General features: G+C 72.3%; 16 protein-coding genes. 9 read left to right on the forward strand and 7 right to left on the reverse strand.

Translation table 11 applies throughout. From position 1 onward, the window contains the following. Positions 1–310: 310 nt before the first annotated feature. Entirely contained in the window at positions 311–2,782 is a 2,472-nt protein-coding gene (locus WMF14_RS45660) for an FG-GAP-like repeat-containing protein (protein WP_437796878.1), read from the reverse strand. 638 nt (positions 2,783–3,420) lie between these two features. On the opposite strand from WMF14_RS45660, the gene WMF14_RS45665 reads away from it, so the two are divergent. Beyond that, a complete protein-coding gene (locus tag WMF14_RS45665; RefSeq protein WP_437796880.1) occupies positions 3,421–3,561 on the forward strand; it encodes a hypothetical protein in 141 nt (46 codons plus the stop codon). Between the two features lie 49 nt (positions 3,562–3,610). On the opposite strand, the gene WMF14_RS45670 is transcribed toward WMF14_RS45665, so the two are convergent. Further along, positions 3,611–4,783, reverse strand: coding sequence for a hypothetical protein (locus WMF14_RS45670; RefSeq protein ID WP_437796882.1), 1,173 nt, complete (start codon positions 4,781–4,783; stop codon positions 3,611–3,613). Positions 4,784–4,958: 175 nt separating this feature from the next. After that, entirely contained in the window at positions 4,959–5,894 is a 936-nt protein-coding gene (locus tag WMF14_RS45675; RefSeq protein WP_437796884.1) for a LysR family transcriptional regulator, read from the reverse strand. 68 nt (positions 5,895–5,962) lie between these two features. Here WMF14_RS45675 and WMF14_RS45680 point away from each other — a divergent pair, with 68 nt between their 5' ends. Both WMF14_RS45680 and WMF14_RS45685 read left to right on the forward strand, forming a co-directional pair. Then, on the forward strand, positions 5,963–6,577 hold the full coding sequence (locus tag WMF14_RS45680; RefSeq protein ID WP_437796886.1) for an NAD(P)H-dependent oxidoreductase: 615 nt from the start codon (positions 5,963–5,965) through the stop codon (positions 6,575–6,577). 289 nt (positions 6,578–6,866) lie between these two features. Next, on the forward strand, positions 6,867–8,120 hold the full coding sequence (locus WMF14_RS45685; protein ID WP_437796888.1) for a P1 family peptidase: 1,254 nt from the start codon (positions 6,867–6,869) through the stop codon (positions 8,118–8,120). Positions 8,121–8,193: 73 nt separating this feature from the next. Here WMF14_RS45685 and WMF14_RS45690 read toward each other — a convergent pair whose 3' ends face one another. After that, positions 8,194–8,637: a hypothetical protein gene (locus WMF14_RS45690; RefSeq protein ID WP_437796890.1), complete on the reverse strand. Its 444-nt coding sequence runs from the start codon at positions 8,635–8,637 to the stop codon at positions 8,194–8,196. Positions 8,638–8,974: 337 nt separating this feature from the next. On the opposite strand from WMF14_RS45690, the gene WMF14_RS45695 reads away from it, so the two are divergent. Continuing rightward, on the forward strand, positions 8,975–9,226 hold the full coding sequence (locus tag WMF14_RS45695) for a hypothetical protein (protein WP_437796892.1): 252 nt from the start codon (positions 8,975–8,977) through the stop codon (positions 9,224–9,226). On the opposite strand, the gene WMF14_RS45700 is transcribed toward WMF14_RS45695, so the two are convergent. The 3 genes from WMF14_RS45700 to WMF14_RS45710 all read right to left on the reverse strand — a co-directional run bounded on the left by WMF14_RS45700 (position 9,223) and on the right by WMF14_RS45710 (position 11,272). Continuing rightward, positions 9,223–9,633, reverse strand: coding sequence for a response regulator (locus WMF14_RS45700; protein ID WP_272096158.1), 411 nt, complete (start codon positions 9,631–9,633; stop codon positions 9,223–9,225). The genes WMF14_RS45695 and WMF14_RS45700 overlap by 4 nt on opposite strands. A gap of 228 nt (positions 9,634–9,861) precedes the next feature. Further along, complete coding sequence (locus WMF14_RS45705) at positions 9,862–11,034, reverse strand: hypothetical protein (RefSeq protein ID WP_272096159.1); 1,173 nt, start codon at positions 11,032–11,034, stop codon at positions 9,862–9,864. 16 nt (positions 11,035–11,050) lie between these two features. After that, on the reverse strand, positions 11,051–11,272 hold the full coding sequence (locus WMF14_RS45710) for a DUF350 domain-containing protein (RefSeq protein WP_272096160.1): 222 nt from the start codon (positions 11,270–11,272) through the stop codon (positions 11,051–11,053). A 178-nt stretch (positions 11,273–11,450) separates the two neighbouring features. Here WMF14_RS45710 and WMF14_RS45715 point away from each other — a divergent pair, with 178 nt between their 5' ends. The 5 genes from WMF14_RS45715 (at position 11,451) to WMF14_RS45735 (ending at position 19,897) form a co-directional block, all read left to right on the forward strand. Further along, positions 11,451–13,361: an insulinase family protein gene (locus WMF14_RS45715; RefSeq protein WP_437796894.1), complete on the forward strand. Its 1,911-nt coding sequence runs from the start codon at positions 11,451–11,453 to the stop codon at positions 13,359–13,361. 35 nt (positions 13,362–13,396) lie between these two features. Further along, positions 13,397–15,061, forward strand: coding sequence for a M16 family metallopeptidase (locus WMF14_RS45720; RefSeq protein WP_437796896.1), 1,665 nt, complete (start codon positions 13,397–13,399; stop codon positions 15,059–15,061). Next, positions 15,058–16,167 carry a hypothetical protein gene (locus tag WMF14_RS45725; RefSeq protein WP_437796898.1) on the forward strand — a complete coding sequence of 370 codons (1,110 nt, stop codon included), beginning with the start codon at positions 15,058–15,060 and terminating at the stop codon, positions 16,165–16,167. Before WMF14_RS45720 ends, WMF14_RS45725 begins: the two co-directional genes overlap by 4 nt. Positions 16,168–16,299: 132 nt before the next feature. After that, the gene (locus WMF14_RS45730; protein WP_437796900.1) at positions 16,300–18,192 is read left to right on the forward strand and encodes a hypothetical protein; all 1,893 of its coding nucleotides are present in this window, start codon (positions 16,300–16,302) and stop codon (positions 18,190–18,192) included. Between the two features lie 301 nt (positions 18,193–18,493). Further along, positions 18,494–19,897 (forward strand): protein kinase domain-containing protein, encoded by a 1,404-nt coding sequence (locus tag WMF14_RS45735; RefSeq protein ID WP_437796902.1) that lies wholly within the window; start codon positions 18,494–18,496, stop codon positions 19,895–19,897. The last annotated feature ends 12 nt before the right edge of the window (positions 19,898–19,909 follow it).

Raw genomic sequence — 19,909 nt, forward strand, 5'->3', positions numbered from 1 at the left:
GCAGCTACGCGGAGTACACCCGCGTCCCCGTGATGAACGTAGCGACCATCGAGTCGAACCTTTCGAACCGACACCCCTGGGCGAGCGCGACGTGCTCCGCGGCGCGGGCCTCGACCCCGAGCTTCTGGACTCGGGCTGCTCGGGACGGCGGGCGCCTTCGGCTTCGCGGCAGGCGTGGCTCCCGGCGGCGAGCGCGGCCGCCGCGGCGCTCGCGGTGGCCGGGCTGTTCGGCGCGCGCGCGGCGTGGGATGAACCGCCGCCAGATGGCTCGACGCCGCGACGGTCCGGGCGGCGTGGACGTTCAGGAACGCTACCGGGCGTGGGCGCAGAGGATGGCGGCGCCGCCGCGGCCGCACACGTCGACCGCGCCGTCGCCGTCGAGGTCGGCGAGCTCCAGCGTCATCCCGTAGCGGTCGACGCCCCAGCCCGCGACGTCGGTGTAGTCCTGCGGCAGGATCCGGCGGACGTGGTCGAACCCGTTGCCGCTCGACAGGCCGCAGACCAGGCCTGTCGGGCTGCGGCCGCACACGTCGGCGTAACCATCTCCGTTGACGTCGCCGAGGCGGATGGATCCGTAATCGGCGCGCGACGCGCCCCAGCCGGTCGGCGTCCCGGCGTCGGCGAAATCGTTCCGCAGCGACCACCTGCGCGGGTTCTCGAAGCCGCCGCCGGCCTTGCCGGTGGCGCAGAAGATCTTGCCGCCGCCGCGGCCGCACACGTCGGCGCGGCCGTCGCCGTTGATGTCGCCGAACGCGATGGTCATGCCGTACCGCTCCGCGCCCCAGCCGAGCGAGTCGAGGTACTCGGTGCCGAGCCACGTGGCGGCGGGCTTGAAGGCGCGTTGCCGGTTGTTGATCGCGCACTGGATGCCGCCGGCGCCGCGGCCGCAGACGTCGGCGTAGCCGTCGCCGTCCACGTCCACGAGGCGCAGTGAGCCGTAGTACTGCGCGCCGGCCGCGAGCTCGGTCGCGTTCGAGAACGACGACGTCCAGGCGCGGAAGTCGGGCACGAACGCGGTGCCGGTCGCGTTCGCGGTCGCGCAGAAGATGCCGTTGCCGCCGCGGCCGCAGGCGTCGGCGCGGCCGTCGCCGTTCACGTCCGCGAGCATGAGCGTGATGCCGTGCATCTCGGTGGCCCAGCCGCGCGCGTCGCTGAACTCTTCGGTGTAGAGCGCGAGAGCGCCGAAGCTGGCGCCCCCCTGGTTCAGGGCGCAGTAAACGCCGTCGGGGCGGCGGCCACAGACGTCGGCCAGGTGATCGCCGTTCACATCGCCGAGCCGGACCGAGCCATAGTAGAACGAGTAGAGCCCGTAGCGGCCGGACGCGTCGCTATCGCTGAGCAGGCCGCCGCCCGTCCAGGCGGCCACCGGGCCGAAGCGCGGGGTCCAGCTCTGCTGCGGGACGACCTCCAGGCCACCGCCGCTCGCGGGCTGCGCGACGCAGTCCCAGACCTGGACGACCGTGCCGTTGGCCGGATCGGCGCCCCTCACGTCGAGGCACTTGCCGTCCAGCCCGCGCAGCATGCCGTCGCTGGTCAGGGTCCACTTCTGGCTGGGCACGTCGGCGCAGTCCCAGATCTGGACGGGCGTGCCGTTCGTGGTGTCCGCGCCGAGGAGATCGACGCATTTGTTCGCGCCGGCGAGCTGGATCTTACCGCCCGTGAGGGTCCATTTCTGATGCGGCACGTCGGCGCAGTCGCGGATCTGGAGCGTGGTGCCGTTCGTCGCGTTGCCGCCCGGGAGGTCGAGGCACTTGTCCGAGAGGCCGGCGAGCCACCCGTGGGCATAGGTGACCTGGGCGCTCGAATACTGGCTGCCCCGCCATGAGCCGTGCGCGCGGTCGCCGTAGGTCGAGCAGTCGCGGATATTCTCGTCGTGCTCCGCATAGGTGCAGAAGACGTCGGTCTTTTCCGCCTTCTGCTGCGCCGAGAGGTTCTCCTCCTCGTTCGCGATGTTGTAGTCGCGGTGCACGACGAGCTGATGCGCCCCCGCATAGGCGTGGTGCGCGTTGAACGCGAACTTCCCCGCGTGGATGTGATCGGGGTGGCCGCCGCCGTACAGGTCGCTCAGGTCCTGGATGTGCATGCGCGTCGGGCCGAAGCTCTGCACGAGCGAGCGTAGGACCGCGCCGAGCTCACCCTTCGTGTAGGTGGTGCCGGCGCAGCTGCCCCAGGTGCCGAGCACCGGGACCGTATAAGCGCCCGTGGCGTCGTTCCACAGGTTCCTCAGGCTCGTGTTACCCGGGCGGTTACAGTCGGTATCGCCCGAGGGGGAGGGGAAGCCGTCGCCGCTGCCGCCGTTGGGCAAGCGCAGGAAGACGACGGAGACGCGCTGGTTGCCGTCGAGCGTGAAGCGATAGGTGGGTTTTCCCTGTACCGTGTCGACGCTTTCGGTCCAGCTGTTGACCACGCCGGCCATGAGCGCATAGGCCTCGCGGATGCCCGCCTCGCGCCCGTCCTTCCAGTAGGCGCTGGTTTTGCCGGCGTCGCCGGCCGTGAGATAGACGGTGCGTACGGTGTGCCCGGCGCGGATGCTCTCGGGCACGTCCGGGCTCATGAAAAGCAGGTCGTCGTCCTCGTGGGCGACCATGTAGAGGTCCCTAAACTGGGGCCCTGTGGGGAGCGTGAGCGCCCCGGCGGCCTCCCCCGATTCGTCGTCCGGCGCGTCGTCCTTGGCGGCGTAGCACCCGATGGCGAGCGGGCTCGATCCGAGCAATCCAACGAGGAGGACGCTGCGCGCTGCGGCGCGCTGCCAGCAAGAGGGAGACTCGGTCTGTTTCGACATGGCTACTCCTGCCTTTGAGCCCGGGGGTCGCGAGGCGAGGAGATGCAAGAGCATGATGCGTGCCCCTGCGATGGACGTGGAATTGGCGAGGAGCCTGCGGGATTCTGCGGAGAGCGGAGACGAGGAGGCTCGCCCAGCCGGCCAGTGGCCGGCAGGTGGACTGGCCGCGTGACCGAGGCTGCGCAGCATGGGCAAGAACAGGCCGCGCAGGTGTGGAACGTACGGTGCCATCTGAATCATTCAACCCTACAACTGCGCCAGTGCTCCGGTGAGCATTTTAATTCTCCGGAGGGGGCTCGACAGGCTCTGGTCTGAATTTCAATTCTCCCGGGAGGCTCTCGGTAGCCTCCGGTCTGAATTTCAATTCTCCCGGGGGTGCGAGCCCTATTCGGCTTTCTCAGGCTGCACCGGCACGAAGTGTTCGATGAGACGTTCCAGGAGCAGCTGGAGAGCATGTACCGGACCACGGGAGCAGGTGAACCGCCGCATCCGCCGGCGCTGATGTGCATGGTCACGCTGCTCCAGGGTTACTCTTGGTGGCGTGCGAGATCAGCGCACGGATGGCTTCCGCGGAGGCACGAAATCCAAGGGCGCGGAGCGACCTATTCCTGAAGGCAAACACGGCGAAGCATCGCACCATGTCGCTCTACAACCAGGGCTGTTACTGGTACATGGCCATCCCGGAGATGAGGGAGGAGCGACTTGTCGTGCTCATGGACGCATACGCAGAAATCCTCCAAGAGCATGCGTTTATCCGCGAAATCATTGGTGTAATTTGAGGGGATGCGTCGGCAGGCCAGCGCCATTCCCCGGATCGACCTCCGCGGGCTATGCAAGCATCGAGTAACGCTGCTCGGCCGCGAGGCACGGGGCCGGGTCGAGGCCGAGCTCGCGGCGGACGAGGTTCGCGCCGCGCACCAGCGACACCATCTTGTGAAAGGCGTGCATCCGGCTCATGCCCTGCCGGCCGAAGCCGCAATCGCTGCTGAGGATCAGCCGCTCCGGCTCGATGAACCGGAGCGCCTTGCGGATGAGCCCCGCGACCTGCTCGGGGGTCTCCACCTCCAGGCTGCGGTGGTGCACGACGCCGATGCAGACCTTCTTGTCCTTGCCGACGGCCTGACCGATCGCCGGGAGCGCCGCGCCTCCGTCGCTCGCGGCCTCGAAGGTGATGACGTCGACGTCGAGACGGTCGAGCAGCTCCAGCGCGCCCTCGTAACCGCTCGTCGCCACCTCCACGCGCTGCGCCGCCGGGTTGCCCCAGCACGTGTGCACCCAGACCTCGGTCTTGTCGCGCAGCCCGGCGACCTCGCGGTTGAACGCGTCGATGTAGAGCTCCGTGCCCAGCTCGGCGCCCTGGTCATGACCGGCGATGTAATGGAGCAAGGGCTCCTCGAGCTGGACGACGGGGCACCCCGCGTCGGCGACCTCGTGCAGCTCCTGGTTGAGGCTGTCGGCGATCGCGAAGAGCAGCTCGCGGCGGCTCGCGTAATGCTGGTTGAGGACGACGACCTCCAGGAGCTGGCCGCAGCAGGTGCCGAACTTCATCGGCCTGTGGGTCATGCGCTGCGCCGCCTTCCAGACGCGCGCGTACTCCAGCCCTCCCCGGCCGACCGGGCCGCGAACGAAGAAGGGGAGGCGAGCCTCCATCACCTCGTGGAGGATGTCGCCTGCGGCCCTCTCCCTCGGCGACGTCCAGGGCTGGGGCCGGAGGCCAGGATCTTCCAGGCCCTCCATGCGCTCGGCCACGTAGCTGAACCAGGAGCGGCCGCCGACATCCATATCGAAGCGGGCGTCGCCGTCGGTCAGGATATCGAGGCCTGCCCGGATCTGATCGGTGATGTGCGCGGCGAGGGTGTCGGTGTACTGCTCCCTGAACACGAGATCGGCCATGGCCATCGAGAACCTGCGGCCCGCGAGGTTCGCGACATACCATGACGGCCGCGGCAGAGAGCCGGTGATGGTCGTGGCGAGAGGCGTGTGCTTCGTTGCCTTGATCATGGAAACCTCGTTCGCGTGCGCCTGCAGCGCGCCGCGGATGCTAGCCGAGAAGACAAGCGTGAGCGAGCCGACACCTCGGCCATGCCTGCACAGCCTGGTCGCTCAGGAGCCGTGCGCTCTCGAGCAGCGCTCGATCCTCCGCGACAGGGAGGACCACCTGCGCCGACGATGCGGCTCATCGCGAGCGCAAGCGCGCCCGCGCGCGTCGCGGCGCGTTCAAGAACTGGAGGTGCTCTTCGAGGGCGCTCCACACCGCGGCGATGCGCGGCACCTCGCGCAGGCTGCGCGGCGTGACGAGCCAGAGCTCGAGCACTGGACCTGCGGGCAGGCCCAGATCGAGCTCCACCAGGTCGTCGTCCAGATCGAGCGCGCTGCACGGCAACACCGCGGCGCCGAGCCCCGCGCGCACGGCCTCGATCTGGGCGACGTAGCTGCTCACGATGAGCTTCGGGGCCTTTTTCACATGCCGCTTCTGGTAGTCGTCCTCGACGGTGGGGGTGCGGCCCAGATCGACGCCGATCCAGTCGAGCTCGTCGCGGCCCTTCTTCGAGAGCCGGCGGTGGGCGATAGGCACCGTGGGCAGGGTGACGATGCGCGCGGCCACCAGATCGCCGCTCTTCGGCCGGAAGAAGCGCACGGCGATCTCGGCCTCACGATGGCCCAGATCGGCCACCTCGTAGCTGGTCAGCAGGTGGAGCGACACGCGCGGGTGCCTCTCGGCGAGCGCCGGGAGCACGCGTGGAATCACGCCGTGCACGGCGATCGACTCGGTGAGCGCCAATCGGACCATCCCCTCGGCCTCCCTCTCGTGGCCGCTGGCCTCGCGCACGAACTGGTCGGCGCCGGCCTCCATCGACTCGACGTGGCGACGCAGCTGCTCGCCGAGCGGGGTGAGCATGGAGCCTCCCGGCAGCCGATCGAAGACCGCCACCCGGAGCGTTCGTTCGAAGGTCGCCATGCGCCGGCTCACCGTCGATTGCTCGATGCCGACCTTGCGGGCGGCGGACGAGAAGCTGCCGGCGCGCGCCACCTCCAGGAAGAGGCGCAGATCGGCCCAATCCAGGTCGGCGAGCGGCCTGCCTACGGGCGGAGACGCGGGAGAGCGTGCCATGCATCCACGCATGGCACGCCTGCTCAGAACCGTCTACCCAGACGCTGCTGCATGGGCAAGATCGACGCATGCACCTCGTCATCCAAGGTCACCCAGCCCCCGACAGCCTGAGCGACGCGCTCGCTCGGGCCTACGCCAGCGGCCTCGAACGGGGCGGAGCCCGCGTCGAGCTCCTGGCCCTGCGCTCGCTCGCCTTCGATCCGCACTTGCGCGCTGGCTTCAGCGGTCAGCAGGAGCTCGAGCCCGATCTCCGCCAGGCCCAGACCACCATCGAGCGCGCGAGCCACGTGGCCTGGTTCTTTCCCACCTGGTGGGCAGGGCCGCCCGCGCTGGTCAAGGGCTTCATCGATCGGACCTTCTTGCCAGGATGGTCGTTCGCCTATCGAAAGCGGAGCGCGCTGCCCGAGGGGCTGCTCGCCGGCCGCAGCGCGCGCGTCGTGACCACGATGGATAGCCCGGGCTGGTGGTACCGATTCTGGCACTGGCGCTCCGTCCATACCTCGTTCATCAACGCGACATTGCGCTTCGTCGGCTTTGGGCCCGTCCGCGAGACCACCTTCTTCGATCAGAAGACGCGGACCCCGGAGCAACGAGCGGCATGGCTCCGGGAGATGGAGCGCATCGGCGAGCGGGATGCGAGGGAATTCCGCGCCAGATCCTCGCGCACGCTGGCTGTGGCGTGAAGGTCGGTGGTGGGGTATTCGGCTGATCGTGGGGGCTTTTGAACCGCCAAGACGCCAAAAGACGCCAAGAAAAATTAAAATTATAAAATCTTGGCGTCTTATGGCGCCTTGGCGGTTTCATCATTCAGGCAGGGTGGGGGAATGCCCACCGCCTGAAAGTGGCACCTTCCATGCGTGGATGATGGGTCGAGATAGTTTCGCTCATCCAGGAGGGGCAGAACGCGTAAGGACTCTTCTGCGGCGCCTTGAGCGGGGCTCGAGGGCACCGCCGTCAGCTATCCTCCCGCCGATGCGTTGTCTACGCCTCCGCTCCGGCGCCGCGCTCGCCGCGGCGCTCCTGCTGCCCTCGCTCCTCGCGTGCGCCGGCCCTCGGGCTCGGCCTCTCCCTCCTGCATCGAGCACTGGTGCCCTGTCCGCGGCGACCGCCGGCGAGGCGCGCCGGCGCGCGCGGGATCTCGGCATCGTGATCGGCCGCCTGCCCACCGGGAAGCTGAACGCGATCACCGATGTCCACGGCGTGCGCGTCGGGCACGTGACCCATCGCCGCGGTGCCGGCCGGCTCGACCCGGGCAAGGGGCCGGTCCGCACGGGCGTGACCGTCATCCTGCCGACGTCCGATGACTTCTGGCACAACAAGGTCCCCGCCGCGAGCTTCGTCCTGAACGGGAACGGGGAGATGACCGGCCTCCATTATGTGATGGAGTTCGGGGTCCTCGAGACGCCCATCGTCTTCACCAACACCCTCTCCGTGGGCCGCGCGCTCGATGGGACGATCCAGTACATGCTCCGGCGCTATCCGGGCATCGGCGTGGACGAGCCCACGGTGACACCGATCGTCGGAGAGTGCGACGACAGCGCGCTGAACGACATCCGCGGGCTGCACGTGTCGGCCGAGGACGTCCTCGAGGCGGCGGAGCACGCCGCGGATGGCCCTGTCGACGAAGGGGCGGTCGGCGGCGGGACCGGGATGATCTGCTACGATTTCAAGTGCGGTATCGGGACGGCATCGCGTGTCCTGCCGGAGGCCGCGGGCGGGTTCACGGTGGGCGCCATCGTCCAGGCGAACTTCGGGGCGCGCGGCGAGCTCCGGGTCGACGGGGTGCCGGTAGGGCAGGAGATCCGCGATCTCCTGCCCGTGCCGGATGTCCACGGCGAAGGCTCGCTGCTCGCCGTTGTCGCGACCGACGCGCCCCTGTCCGCGCGGCAGCTCGAGCGGGTGGCGCGGCGCATCGCGCTCGCGGTCGGGCGCACAGGGACGATATCGCGCGACGGCAGCGGCGACCTGTTCCTGGCCTTCGCGACGGGCAACCGGGTGCCGGTCGAGCCCGAGGGGCTGACTCGGGATCTCCGTGAGGTGGACGACGCGCGCCTGAACCCGATGTTCCAGGGCGCCGAAGAGGCGGTGGAAGAGGCCATCCTCAACGCGATGACCATGGCGACGACGACGTTCGGACAGGACGACCACGTCGCCCACGCCATCCCGCTCGACCGGCTCCGCGAGGCGATGCGACGGTATGGGAGGCTCGGTGAGCCGGGGCGCTGAGCCGGATTTGCGCGCCGCCACGCCGGATCAAGAGCCGACATGCGCGCCCCCCCGGGAAGAGCGAAGTCTCGACTCAGATGATCAGCAGGAGTTCGAGCTCGCTCTCCTTTCCCGTCGCGCCCCCCGCCCCCGCCGCGCCCCCCGCGGGCACGTGAGGCGCGTTGACCGGCGCTAGCCGGAGCGCGCCGAGAGGCCGCGGCCCCGAGCTCTCCGGCGGAGGCCCGCCGGCGTCGGTCGCGCCGCGATCGCCGTGCGCGCGCTGCGCGCAGCCGGCGATCGCGGCGCGCACCGCGCAGAACACGCGCTCCGTGTCGAGCCCCCCGGGCTCCTGAGCCGCCCTGGCCAGGCTCTCGTCGACGCAGGCGGCGCACGGGGCGGAGGTCGCCGCGAGCCGCACCACCAGCGTCGCCTCCAGGCGACCGAGCTCTACCCTGTTGAATGGCACGGTGAGCGCCGAGCCGCGGCCCCGGCCGACATCGACGCTGACGAGGAGGGTATCGCCATCACGTATCACCATGGTTTCCCGCGGGGGGCGGCCACTTACGCGCTCTGGCGCAGACTCACGAAGACTTGTGTTGACAAGGATCCACAGGCGATCGGAGCTCGCCTGTCCGCTCTTCTCCGCAGCGTCGCTGGTGCGGCCTTCTGCCATTCTCACGCCCTCCGAGGAGGCGAACCTACAGCCGTTGGAGGCGGACGGCGATGGTCCTTCCGGACAGACAATGTCCGGACGGGCGCGTCCGCCGGGGACGCCGCCGCGCCCGGTGAACGCGGCGGACACGGAGGTCGTTGCTGCGTCCGTTGCGCCGTCCGGCGCGAGGCGGTAAGCACAGCCGGCGAGCGGAGGGCGGAGCGTGGATGAGCCAGAGCGACGCGACGAGGACCCGGACCAGGGCGCGGGCGAAGCCGGGAGCGAGCGCGCGTCGCTCGCCATCCTGTTCCTCGCCGCGGCGTTCGCGCTCGCGCTCCTGCTGACCGTCGTGGCGCTCCTCGCGTTCGCGGCGATGAGCCAGCGATCGCCGTCGCCGGTCCAGGTCGGCGCGCTGGTCGACGCTCCGGCCGGCGCTCCGGTCGACGCTCCGGCCGCGCTCGGCCGGCGGGGCTAGCCGCAGGTCTTCTGGACCACGCCGAGCAGCGCGCTGAAGTCGACGGGCTTCTTCAGGTAGGCCGTGCCCTCGGGCGGGCCGTCGTGGCCGGAGACGATGGTCACCGGGATCGCCGCGAGCGCGTGCACCTGCTTCAGCGCGGCGAGCATCTCCTCGCCGGTCATGATCGGCATCATGAGGTCGAGCAGGATGAGCCCGGGCGGCGGGTCCGCCTGGTGCAAGAGATCGAGCGCCTCCCTGCCGTTGCTGGCGCAGTAGACATCGTAGCCCGACGACTCGAGCATCTCGCGGAGCATCTCGCGGAGCTCGGCGTCGTCGTCGACCAGGAGGACGGGGGCGCGCGGGTTCGGGGGAATCGGCGTCACGCGCGGCCCGTTGAGCCCGTCGGTTGGCAAGGGTTCACTCATCGCTGTTACCTCTTCCAGACTGCGCAAGCATGCAGGAGCGATAGCAGGCGAACACCGCGCACGCATTGCATGCTCTCAGCATCGTCGGATCTTCTCCGGACATGGTTCCGGGCTACGCGGGGGCGGCGCCGCTCCGCGCCGAGCAGCGGGCGAGGGGCGTGGCGGGAGCACGGGCACCGCGAGCGAAGCCATGCGAAGCGCCGAGGGTTACGGGAGTTGCGCCGCGGGTCAAGCCTCTCCGCTCTCGCCCCGCTCGCCCTCCGGCGTTCCGGGCCGGAACCCGAGCGCGCGCGCCTGGGCTGGGCCGGTGTGGCGACGGCGCCAGACCACCGCGTCGAGCAGGTAATGGGTCGCCTGCGGCAGCGCGAGCAGCGGCACGAGCAGCGCCCGCGCGCGCGGCCCGAGGAGCGGCTCGTCCCCTGTCCGCGCGCCGCCGAAGAGCTCCGGCCGGTCGTGCCAGACGAGCCGGTCCCAGAGCATCTCCTCGACGAACGCGAGCGCCAGCGCGATCCCGAGGAAGGCGAGGAGCCCGGAGGCGAGGACCCGCGCGAGCAGCGAGCGCGGCGCCTCGCGGGCCCGCTCCCGGGCGTACGCGAAGACGAGCGCCATGTACGGGACCCCGTGGACGATCACGTTGGTCACCGTGAACTGGAAGTCGCTGTCGGTCGCGACGATGCCGACGTACCAGGTCGCCGCGGTCGTCGCGACGACGACGTGCTTGCCGAGGTTGAGCGGCGCGCGGTCGACGCAGGCCCGCTGGATCGCGCGGGCGACATACGCGACGGCGAGCGCGGCGTACACCGCGCCGAGCGGGCCGACCGCGGCCGCGAGCCAGGGCGCGCTCACGAAATCGCCGTCCACGAACCACTGGAACGCGCGCGGGGGGTGGGCGTGCGCGTGCCAGTAAAGGAGCGGCCACCCCGTCGCCGCGTAGACGAGCGCGTCGTCGAGGAGGCGATCGACGCGCGAGCGCTCGCCCGCGAGCGCGCGGTAGATCGCGACCCACCCGACCTGCTGGCGGACGAAGTGGATCACGGCCACGTAGGCGAGCGCGCGCCAGAAGGCGAGCTCGGAGGCGAGGTGGAGCGCGACGCCGGCGGCGTAACAGGCGAGCGGAACGCCGGCGTAGAGCGCGGGGTGGCGGCGGAGCTCCTCCGGGTCGAGGTACGTGCGGAAGAGCGTCGTGTGCACGTGGGCCACGTCGACGCCGACCACGAAGAGCAGGAAGCCCCAGGCCGGGAGCGCGCCCCCCGTCGAGAGCGCGGCGAGGGCGAGGGCGACCGCCGCGGAGCCGCCGAACACCGCGAGGTCGACGCCGCGGCCCCACAGGAAGCCGCCGCGGGCCGCGCCGCGGGGCCCGGCCGGCAGCGCGCCGAGGAGGTCGGGCCCGGCCGAGGCCAACGCCGAGACCCGCGCGTCAGCCGTGGATGGCCGCGGAGATGATCCAGGCGAGGCCCAGGATCACCGAGCCGATCACGATCGCGAGCGCCGTGTTCTGGTCCTCCTCGATCTCCTTGCGGATGGAGAAGGGGGTGAGCTTGGTGATCAGCACGAACGCCAGCAGGAAGACGAGCAGCCCGACCGCGACGAAGACGAGCGTTCCGATGACGGCTTTGATCAAATTTTGAACGTCGGGCATCGGCGGTTCTCTCTGGGCGCGGGGCGGCGCGCGGCGCGCGCTCGTGACGTCGTGAGCTCGGGGGGCGTGAGCCTACGCGAGTCGGCCGGCAGGGTGAAGCGCGGTCGCTGCGCCGCGTCGCGTCCTCGACGCGCGCGCCCGGGCGGCGACGTGCTATCGCCCTGCGGTGTCCACGACCGTGCGCCGAACCCTGCCCCGCCGCGCCCTCACGGCCGCGCTCGCGGCGCTCGGCCTGCTCTGCGCAGGCGCGCCCCACCTCGCCGCAGCGGCGCCTCCGTCCGGCGAGCCGGCGCCGATCGCCGCCGCGCGGCCGGCTGGCCCGCGCCCGCAGGCGGCAGCGCGCCCGCAGCGCGCCTCGGCGCAGCGGGCGGGCGCTGCCGGGGCGCATCGCAAGCCGGCCGGTGGGCGCGCGCACGGCGGTGGCGCGCAGTCCGGCAAGGCGGCGGGCGTACCGGCCGGCAAGGCGGCGCACGCGCAGTCCGGCAAGGCGCTGCGCGGCGGTGGCGCGCCGAACGGCAAGGCGGCGCACGCGGCGGGGACGCCGAGGAGCGCCGCGGCGGCTCCGGCGGAAGCGCCGCTCGATCTCGCGTTGCCCGTCGAGCGGGTCACGCTGAAGAACGGGCTGCGCGTGGTGCTGAGCCCCGACGAGAGCTCGCCCACCGTCGCGGTGGCCGTGACGTACGACGTGGGCTCGCGCGACGAGCCGAGCGGCAGGAGCGGCGTGGCGCGCCTCGTGATGGACGTGATGGCCGGGAGCAGCCGCAGCCTGCCGGCGGGCGAGCCCCAGCGCCTCGTCGCCGAGCGCGGCGGCGAGCTCCACGCCGAGGCGGACGTCGATCGCACCACCTACACGGCGGTGGCGCCCGCGAACGAGCTCGCGCTGGCGCTGTGGCTCGAGGCCGATCGCATGAGGGCGCCCGCGCCGAGCGCGGAGGGCTTCGAGGCGCAGCGCAGGGACGCGATCGAGCGGCGCGGCGCGACCCTCGGCGCCGCCCACGGCCAGGGCGCGATCCGGCTCAGCGAGCTCGTCTTCCAGGGGTACTGGCCCCACGAGCACCCGGCGCTCGGCGAGGCGAACGATCTCGCGGGCGCGGAGCTCTCGTGGGTCCGCGACTTCCACGCCGCCCATTACGGCCCGAACACGGCGGTGCTCGCGATCGCCGGCGGCTTCGAGGCGGGCGCGGCGATGGCGCTCGTGCACGAGTACTTCGACGGCATCCCCGCCGTCTCGGCCGCGCCCTTCAAGGACGTGCCGTTCCCCGAGCAGACGAGCCAGCGCACCGGCGTCGTGAGGGACAGCGCCGCCCGCGCGCCGTCCATCCTCTACGGGTGGGCCGCGCCGCCGCCCGAGCACCCGGATCACCACGCGCTCGCGCTCGCGGCCTCGCTGCTCGGGCGCGGGGAGAGCTCGCGGCTCCAGGCGCTCCTGGTCGGAAACAAGGCCGTCGCGCGGTCGGTGCAGGTCGCGATCGACGGCCACCGCGGGCCCGATCTCTTCTCCATCGACGTGCGGCTCGCCGAGGACGCCCAGGTCGGCGACGTCGAGAAGCTGATCGAGGGCGAGATCCGGGCGCTCTCGACGGCGGGACCTTCGCAGGCGGAGCTGACGAGGGCGCGCCGGCTGCTCCAGTCGGCGTTCGTGTCGGGCCTCGCGGACACGAGCGCGCGGGCGCGGGCGCTCGGCGAGCACGAGCTCCTCTTCGGGGACGCCGCCCACCTGAACGGGGAGCTCGCGCGCTACTTCGCGGTGACCCGGGAGGACGTGCAGCGCGTCGCGCGCGAGCACCTCGGCCCGACGCGCCGGACGATCGTCGAGACCTATCCCCCTGCAGTGCCGGGAGCCGCCCCGCCTCCGCGCGCGTCGACCGGCGCGCCGCGGCAGGACGCCGAGGTGGCGACGCCGGGCAAGGGCGCGGAGAAGGCGGCGCCTGGCAAGGCCGCGTCGGGCAAGGGGGCGAGCAAGGCCGCGCCGGGCAAGGCGACGCACAAGGCCGCGCCCGGCAAGCGCCCGGCGAAGGCGCGCGGCGCGGCGAGCCGGCCCGCGCCGGATCAGGCGCCGAGGAAGCCGGCGAAACACACGAAGAAGTGACGCGAAGAGGCGGGCGACGGAGAAGGCGTGACCCGATGAACGAGCGAAGCGAGCGACGCGACCTGCGCGGGCGGCGGACAGCGCGCCCCTGGCTCTCCTGGACCACGGCGCTCGCGGCGGCCGTGGCGTGCGGCTGCGCTGCTGGGCAGGCGCCGCAGCCGCACGCGCAGGCGGGAGCGCCGGCGAGGCCCGCGCCGGCGACGTCTGGGCCGGCGGCGCCGCCGGCCGAGGTCGCTCGCGGGGAGCAGCCGCCGCCGTCCGGCCCCACGAAGCCCGCGCGCATGCCCCCGATCGCCTGGGCCGAGCTCCCGAGCGGCCTGCGCGTCGCCACGGCGGTGAGCCGCGCGCTGCCGCTCGTGGAGGTCCGGGTGGTCATCCGCGGCGGCTCCGCGGCCGACGGCGAGCGCACGGGGCTCGCCGCGCTCACGGGCGAGCTCCTCCTGCGCGGGGGCGCGGGCGGCCTCCCCGGCCGCGAGGTGCTCGCGCGCGTCGAGTCGCTCGGCGCCTCGCTGCGGGTGGACACCGGCCTCGACGCGACCGTGATCGGGCTGCGCGCGCCCAGCGATCGCCTCGCGGAGGCCGCCCTGCTGCTCGGGCTCGTCGTGCAGCGGCCGCGCCTCGACGCCGCGGAGCTCGCCAGGCTGAAGGTCCAGGCCGCCGAGGCGGCGAGGGAGCGCGCGCGCTCGGACGGCCGCTGGGGAGCGCTGATGGTCCTCTTCCGCGACCTCTACGCGCTCCCCACCGAGCTGCACCCGTACGCCTCGTTCGGCGCGACCGCGGCGGAGCTCCCGCAGATCACCGCCGCCGACTGCCGCGCGTTCCACGCGGCGTGGTACGTCCCGAAGAACACCGTGGTGGTGGTGGCGGGCGACACGACGCCCGAGGCCGCGCGCGCGGCCGTGGAGAAGGCCTTCACCGACCGCCGCGGCGAGGAGCCCCCGGCGCTCTCGTTCACCGATCCGGTGGCCCCGGCGTCGCTGAAGATCACGATCGTCGATCGCCCGAAGAGCGCGGAGAGCGAGCTCTTCCTCGGCGCGCTCGGCCCCGAGCGCACCGCCTCGGAGTGGCCCGCGATCGCGGTCGCGGGCGAGGTCCTCGGCGGCCCCTCCGGGCGCCTCTCGCAGGAGCTCCTCGAGCCGCGCGGGCCGGCGCGCGAGGTGTCCGCGGCGCCGCTCGACGTCGCGCACGGGCCCGTCCCGCTCTTGGTCCACGTCCGCGTCCCTGCGGCGCGCACGGGCCTCGCCGCGCAGGCGATGCTCGAGCACGTGGAGCGGCTCGCGGCCGCGGCGCCCTCGCAGGAGGAGGTCGACGCCGCCGCGCGGCGGCTCACCGCCGGCCTCGGCCTCGGCCTCGGGACGGCCACCGGGCTCGCGGACGAGATCGCCGGCATGCAGGCGCTCGATCTGCCGGACGACCACCAGGAGAGCTACCGCAAGGAGCTTCGGGACATCACGCCGGCCTTCGCCGGCAAGGTCGCGCACGACAACGTGCGACCGGCGCACGCTGCGATCGTCGTGGTGGGCGACGCCCAGGCGATCGGCCCGATGCTGAGCCGCCTCGGGGACGTGAAGGTGGTCGACCCGACCCGCGCCTTCGAGCGGAAGCGCACGATCCCGCGGGACGCGAGCGCCTCGTCCGCCCCGTCGCAGGCGCCGGCGCCCGGCGCTGGCCGCGCGGCGCCGGCAGAGGAGCCGCAATGACGGCCACCGGGCGCCGGGCGCCGCGTGGTCCGGCGCCCGCGATGCGCGCCTTCGCGCCGGCGATGCGCGCCTTCGCGCTCGCGGCGGGGCTCGCGGCCGCGTCCTCTCCGGGCGCCGTGCGGGCGCAGCCGAAGCCTGCGCCGGCGGCAGCCGCGCGGGCGCAGCCGAAGCCTGCGCCGGCGGCAGCCGCGCGGGCGCAGCCGAAGCCTGCGCCGGCGGCCCCCGCGCCGGCGGCGTCGACGGCGGCGTCGACGGCGGCAGCCGTGCAGCTCGACGGCGCGACGTATGACTACGAGCACCCGTCTGCGCCGGCGAGCGGCGCCGCCGAGCAGGGCGCAGCGCAGGCCGGGGATGCCGCGCCTGCGGTGCCGCCGGAGCGGCGCTGGCGCGGTCGCGCCTTCGTGCACCGCCTGGCGGCCGCCGATCCCGCGCGGCCGCTGCCGATCCTCGTGTTCCTGCACGGCACCAACGAGGCGCGGATCGAGCACCGCTGGATGGGCGGCGGCCAGGAGGGCGACGTGCGCCGGATCGCGGCGCAGCTCATGGAGGCGGGCCAGATCCCGCCGATGCTGGTCGCGGCGCCGAGCGCCGTGCTGCCGGCGGCCGTGGCCGTCGCGCGGACGAGCTGGCCCGCCTTCGATCTGGACGCGTTCCTCGACGCCACGGCCGCGCGGCTGCGCGGCGTCGCGACCCTCGACCGCGCGCGCGTCGTCGTCGCGGGCCACTCCGGCGGCGGCTGCAACAAGGCGGGCGGCATCGCGGCCGCTGTGAGCGCGTCGACCCCCGTGCACGCGGCGCTCGTGATCGACACGTGCATGGACGTCGACATCGCGCTCCCCCTCGCGCGCTCGCGCCCGACCACGCACGTCGTCGTGTCGTGGCAGACGATGACCTGGGTCAAGCGCCCCATCGCCGATTTTCGCCGCGCCTTCCTGCGCGGCGTCGACGCGCACCCTGCGGCGCCGGGCGTCCTCCGCGAGCTCGAGCCGCTCATCCCGACGGAGCCGATGCCCCACGACGCCATGGTGCCCCTGGTGCTGCGGCGCTGGCTGCCGCCGCTCCTCTCGCCGGACGCCGCGCCGAGCGTGCCCTGCGTCTCGCCGTGACCGCCCCGGGACGCGCCGCCGCGTCCGCCACCCGGTAGCCGCGCGGCGCCGAGGCAGCGCCGCGCACAAAACAGCTCAAGAGGGTTGACCGGCATCCCTCGGACGCGCGCCCCATGTTAGGTCGTGTACACGATGAAGCTCAACCTGTTGACCGTCGCGCTCGCCGCTTCGACGGCGGTTGTCCTCCTTGACGCACAGGCCAGCGCGGACTGCGGCTGTTCAGGGACCCCGAGCGCCATCACGTCCGATTCGACCGGCCCCTGCCTGCGCTACGAGGCGCCATCGGGGTCGAGCAATGACATCACGTTCCGCTTCGACAAGGCCTATGCCTGCGGTCGGTATGCGACGGGCGAGTACTTCGTGATCAGCGAGGACGGCGTCGCCAGCATCACGACCATCACGCCCGAGGCGGCCGGCGGCCGTCACGGTGTGGACGTGAACCCTTCTCCCGACGGGCCGCAGCGGTGGGACGACCGGCTCGACGACCATGCGCCGCCCGTCAGCCTGCCTTACGCCGCGCCGCCCGGCAGCTCCGTCGTGAAATACGTGTCCGACAACCCGTCGGGCGATTGCGATGGCGCCGGTGAGAAGTCATGCGGGCGTTTCGCGGCGGTGGTCACTGTGATCGACGCGCCGCCCGCTGACCCGAGCACGACCTTTCGTCCTCCTTTCGTGGGCACGAGCAAGCCCGTGCTCTCGACCTCCACGCTGCAGACGCAGCTCCTGTCCCGCCTGCAGGCTGCGTGCGCCGACACACCCTCGCTGGAGACGGCCCTGGCCTGGACGCGTCACCTCCGCCTCGATTACACGAGCCATTCGGTCACGTGCGACCTCATGCCGCCGGAGGACGCGCTCCCCGACGGCAGGCCGTGGTCGACCGACATCTGGGCGCGCGACACCGACGTCTACGCATGGCTGCACCTCGCCGATGTGTGCGGCGCGCCGCCCTGCACGCCCGAAGAGGACCTCGCCGCCAAACTCCCCGTGCTCATCGGCTACGTGCAACACGGTATCGACATCTGGGGCGTCGACAAGATGGGCGCCAGCCTGTTCCGGGGCGGCGGCGGCAACGGCGGCGGCAAGCTCTTCGCCTATGCCTTCGCGGCCACGATGCTCGCCGACCCGGCGATGCTGGCTGATCTCTCGGCCGTCGAAGCGGACCGGTTCTTCGAGACGGCCAGCTATTACGCCGGCAAGAACGGCGCCGCCCTGTGGGGGCAGCCCGTCGGTTCGGAGGAGGAGTACTGGGCCGACTTCTCCGACCAGTCGACCCGGACGATCCGGGACCCCTATGGGTACATCGACGGCGGCTTCGAGCCTGGCGGATGGTATCAAGACAACACCGCCAAACCGACGAAATACTCGGCGCTCCTCATGCGGCTCATGCCTGCGCTCGCGGCGGCATGGCCGGTCAACAAGGACGTCATCCTCTCTTATGCGGATCGCTGGGTCGACCACGGCGCCTTGACACAGCCGGATCCCTGCGCGCCCGTCGGGGGCCAGTACGGCTCCGACTACGGTCCTGACGGGAGCGGAGAGTGTATCTCCGGCTCGGGGAGAGTGCCCGAGCTCGATGGGGGCAACAAGGACGGGGGCAATCGTGAACGCGCGATGGGTGAGTGCATGTGGAGCAGCTTCCGGGGCTGCTCCGAGACCTGCTCCTGCCCGGGTCAGTCGTGTGAGCCCACGAGCCAATGCGGTGATGGCAAGATCGAGGCTCCCGAGGAATGCGACGGTAACGATCCCGGGAGCTGCCCCGCGGGATGCGTTCCTCCCGACGAGCCGAACGGTTGCAGGTGCGTGGCCGCTGGCGCCGGTAGCGGCACGGGATCCTCCGCATCCAGCGGCGGCTCCAGCACGTCGAACAGCGCAGGTGGAGAAGGCGATGAAGGCGGCGGGTGCTCCTGCGGAGTGGCCGGCCGAACCGCCCCGACGGGTGCTCTGGCGGCAGGGATGGCCGTCTGGGCGGCGGCCCTTCATCGCGTCATCCGGCGCCGCCGCATGGTTTCCCTCACGGCCGGGTGAACAGATTGGCGATCGCTATCAAGAACACGTTCTGACCTGGGCGAGGGCGCCGCCATGGCGCTGATCCACCACCCTTGCGCACCTTATGGTGGATCCGGAGACTCCCGAGCGAGGCGCTTCCGTCGTTCCTGATTCCAGCTTCGCCCGCCCGGTGGTACCGTGGCTGACATGCCCCGGTCTCGGCGTCCAGGAGCGTTGTCGCATCAGCGCGTCAATGAGCTTGGGCACGGCGACGGCACGGAGGGTACCGCTCGTGTGGCAAGCATCGGCTTCCGGTGGACGATCTGACGCCAATCTCCCGATGGTGGACAGCGCGCGTGCCGTTGCGGCGCGCTCTGACCGCTCCGGCGACGTCGGTCCCGCTTCTTCTGCAGCCGGACGGGGCGACGTAGCCCAGGACCCGCGGCGCAACCAGCTCGTCGCCGGGCGGTACAAGCTCTCGCGGCTGGTCGGACGCGGCGCCATGGGCGAGGTGTGGCTCGCGCACGACAGGGCGCTGAGGATCGACGTCGCGCTCAAGCTCCTCACGGTCCAGCGGGAGAGCCAGGCTGGCACCGCGCTGGAGCGCTTCCGGTTCGAGGCCCAGGTCGCGGCGCAGCTGGCGCAGAAGACGGACCACGTCGTCGCCGTGCACGACGTCGGCAACGATCCTGCCGTGGGTCCGTACCTCGTCATGGGCTACGTTCGAGGTCGGTCCCTGAGGCAGCTCATGCAGGAGCGCGGGCCGATATCCCCGGCGGAGCTCGCCCCGCTCCTCGGCCAGATCGGAGAGGCCCTCTCCGTCGCGCACGGCCTCGGCATCGTGCACCGCGACATCAAGCCGACGAACGTGCTGCTCGAGGAGGAGCGCAACGGTGACGTGCGCGCCAAGGTCGCGGACTTCGGCATCGCCAAGTGGATCCGAAAGGAGCTACCGGCCGACTTCCCCCGTCGAACCATCGGCGGCGTGGTGCTGGGCACGCCGGCGTACCTGAGCCCGGAGCACGCATGCGACGGGGACACCAACCCGCACTCGGACATGTGGGCGCTCGCGGTCGTCTCGTACGAGGCGCTCACGGGCCGCCTGCCGTTCCCGGGCCACACCATGAGCGACGTGCTCGCCTCGATCCTGGCCAGCGCGCAACCGCCGCGGTCGGCGCTGTACCCGGATGCGCTGCCAGGGCTCTCGGCCTGGTTCGCGCGCGCGTTCGCCCTGGACCCGGCGGAGCGGTTCCCCTCGATCGAGGCCATGGTCGCCGCCTACAAGGCCGCCGTCGGCCCGTCAGGTGCGCCGGCGCGAGCCGAGCGAGCCGAGCCCGCGCGCCGGGGCAAGCTGGGCCTCGCGGCCGGCCTCGTCGTGGCGCTTGGCGTCGTGCTGTCGACCGGCGCGCTGTGGGCGCAAGCGCAGATCCCCGCCGCGCTGCGGGCGTCGAGCGTCGACGCGCGCGCCGCGTCCATCGTTCGCGCCGCGCAGGCGCGCATCGAAGCCCAGGCGAGCCCACGCCCAGCAGCGGGATCGGGTGACGCCGCGGGGGTGGGGGCCGCCGTCCCCGCGCCCGAGGAGGCCTCCGTCCCCGCGGCCGCGCCGCGCCCCCTCTCCGCGCAGGCCGCGCGCCCGGTCGACCCGCGCCCGGCGCCGCGGAGCGCTCGCATCCCCCGCGGTAACCGCGCGACCGGCGCGCGAAGCGTGCCCACCGAACGCGAGCTGCTCAGGACGCGTCACTGAGCGGTTGTTGCC

Source organism: Sorangium sp. So ce693 (assembly GCF_051521375.1).
GTDB lineage: Bacteria > Myxococcota_A > Polyangia > Polyangiales > Polyangiaceae > Sorangium > Sorangium atrum.

Coding starts and splice junctions, on each gene's coding strand:
- WMF14_RS45660 (WP_437796878.1), bottom strand. CDS start 2,782: ATGTCGAAACAGACCGAGTCTCCCTCTTGCTGGCAGCGCGCCGCAGCG.
- WMF14_RS45665 (WP_437796880.1), top strand. CDS start 3,421: ATGTCGCTCTACAACCAGGGCTGTTACTGGTACATGGCCATCCCGGAG.
- WMF14_RS45670 (WP_437796882.1), bottom strand. CDS start 4,783: ATGATCAAGGCAACGAAGCACACGCCTCTCGCCACGACCATCACCGGC.
- WMF14_RS45675 (WP_437796884.1), bottom strand. CDS start 5,894: ATGGCACGCTCTCCCGCGTCTCCGCCCGTAGGCAGGCCGCTCGCCGAC.
- WMF14_RS45680 (WP_437796886.1), top strand. CDS start 5,963: ATGCACCTCGTCATCCAAGGTCACCCAGCCCCCGACAGCCTGAGCGAC.
- WMF14_RS45685 (WP_437796888.1), top strand. CDS start 6,867: ATGCGTTGTCTACGCCTCCGCTCCGGCGCCGCGCTCGCCGCGGCGCTC.
- WMF14_RS45690 (WP_437796890.1), bottom strand. CDS start 8,637: ATGGTGATACGTGATGGCGATACCCTCCTCGTCAGCGTCGATGTCGGC.
- WMF14_RS45700 (WP_272096158.1), bottom strand. CDS start 9,633: ATGAGTGAACCCTTGCCAACCGACGGGCTCAACGGGCCGCGCGTGACG.
- WMF14_RS45710 (WP_272096160.1), bottom strand. CDS start 11,272: ATGCCCGACGTTCAAAATTTGATCAAAGCCGTCATCGGAACGCTCGTC.
- WMF14_RS45720 (WP_437796896.1), top strand. CDS start 13,397: ATGAACGAGCGAAGCGAGCGACGCGACCTGCGCGGGCGGCGGACAGCG.
- WMF14_RS45725 (WP_437796898.1), top strand. CDS start 15,058: ATGACGGCCACCGGGCGCCGGGCGCCGCGTGGTCCGGCGCCCGCGATG.
- WMF14_RS45730 (WP_437796900.1), top strand. CDS start 16,300: ATGAAGCTCAACCTGTTGACCGTCGCGCTCGCCGCTTCGACGGCGGTT.
- WMF14_RS45735 (WP_437796902.1), top strand. CDS start 18,494: ATGGTGGACAGCGCGCGTGCCGTTGCGGCGCGCTCTGACCGCTCCGGC.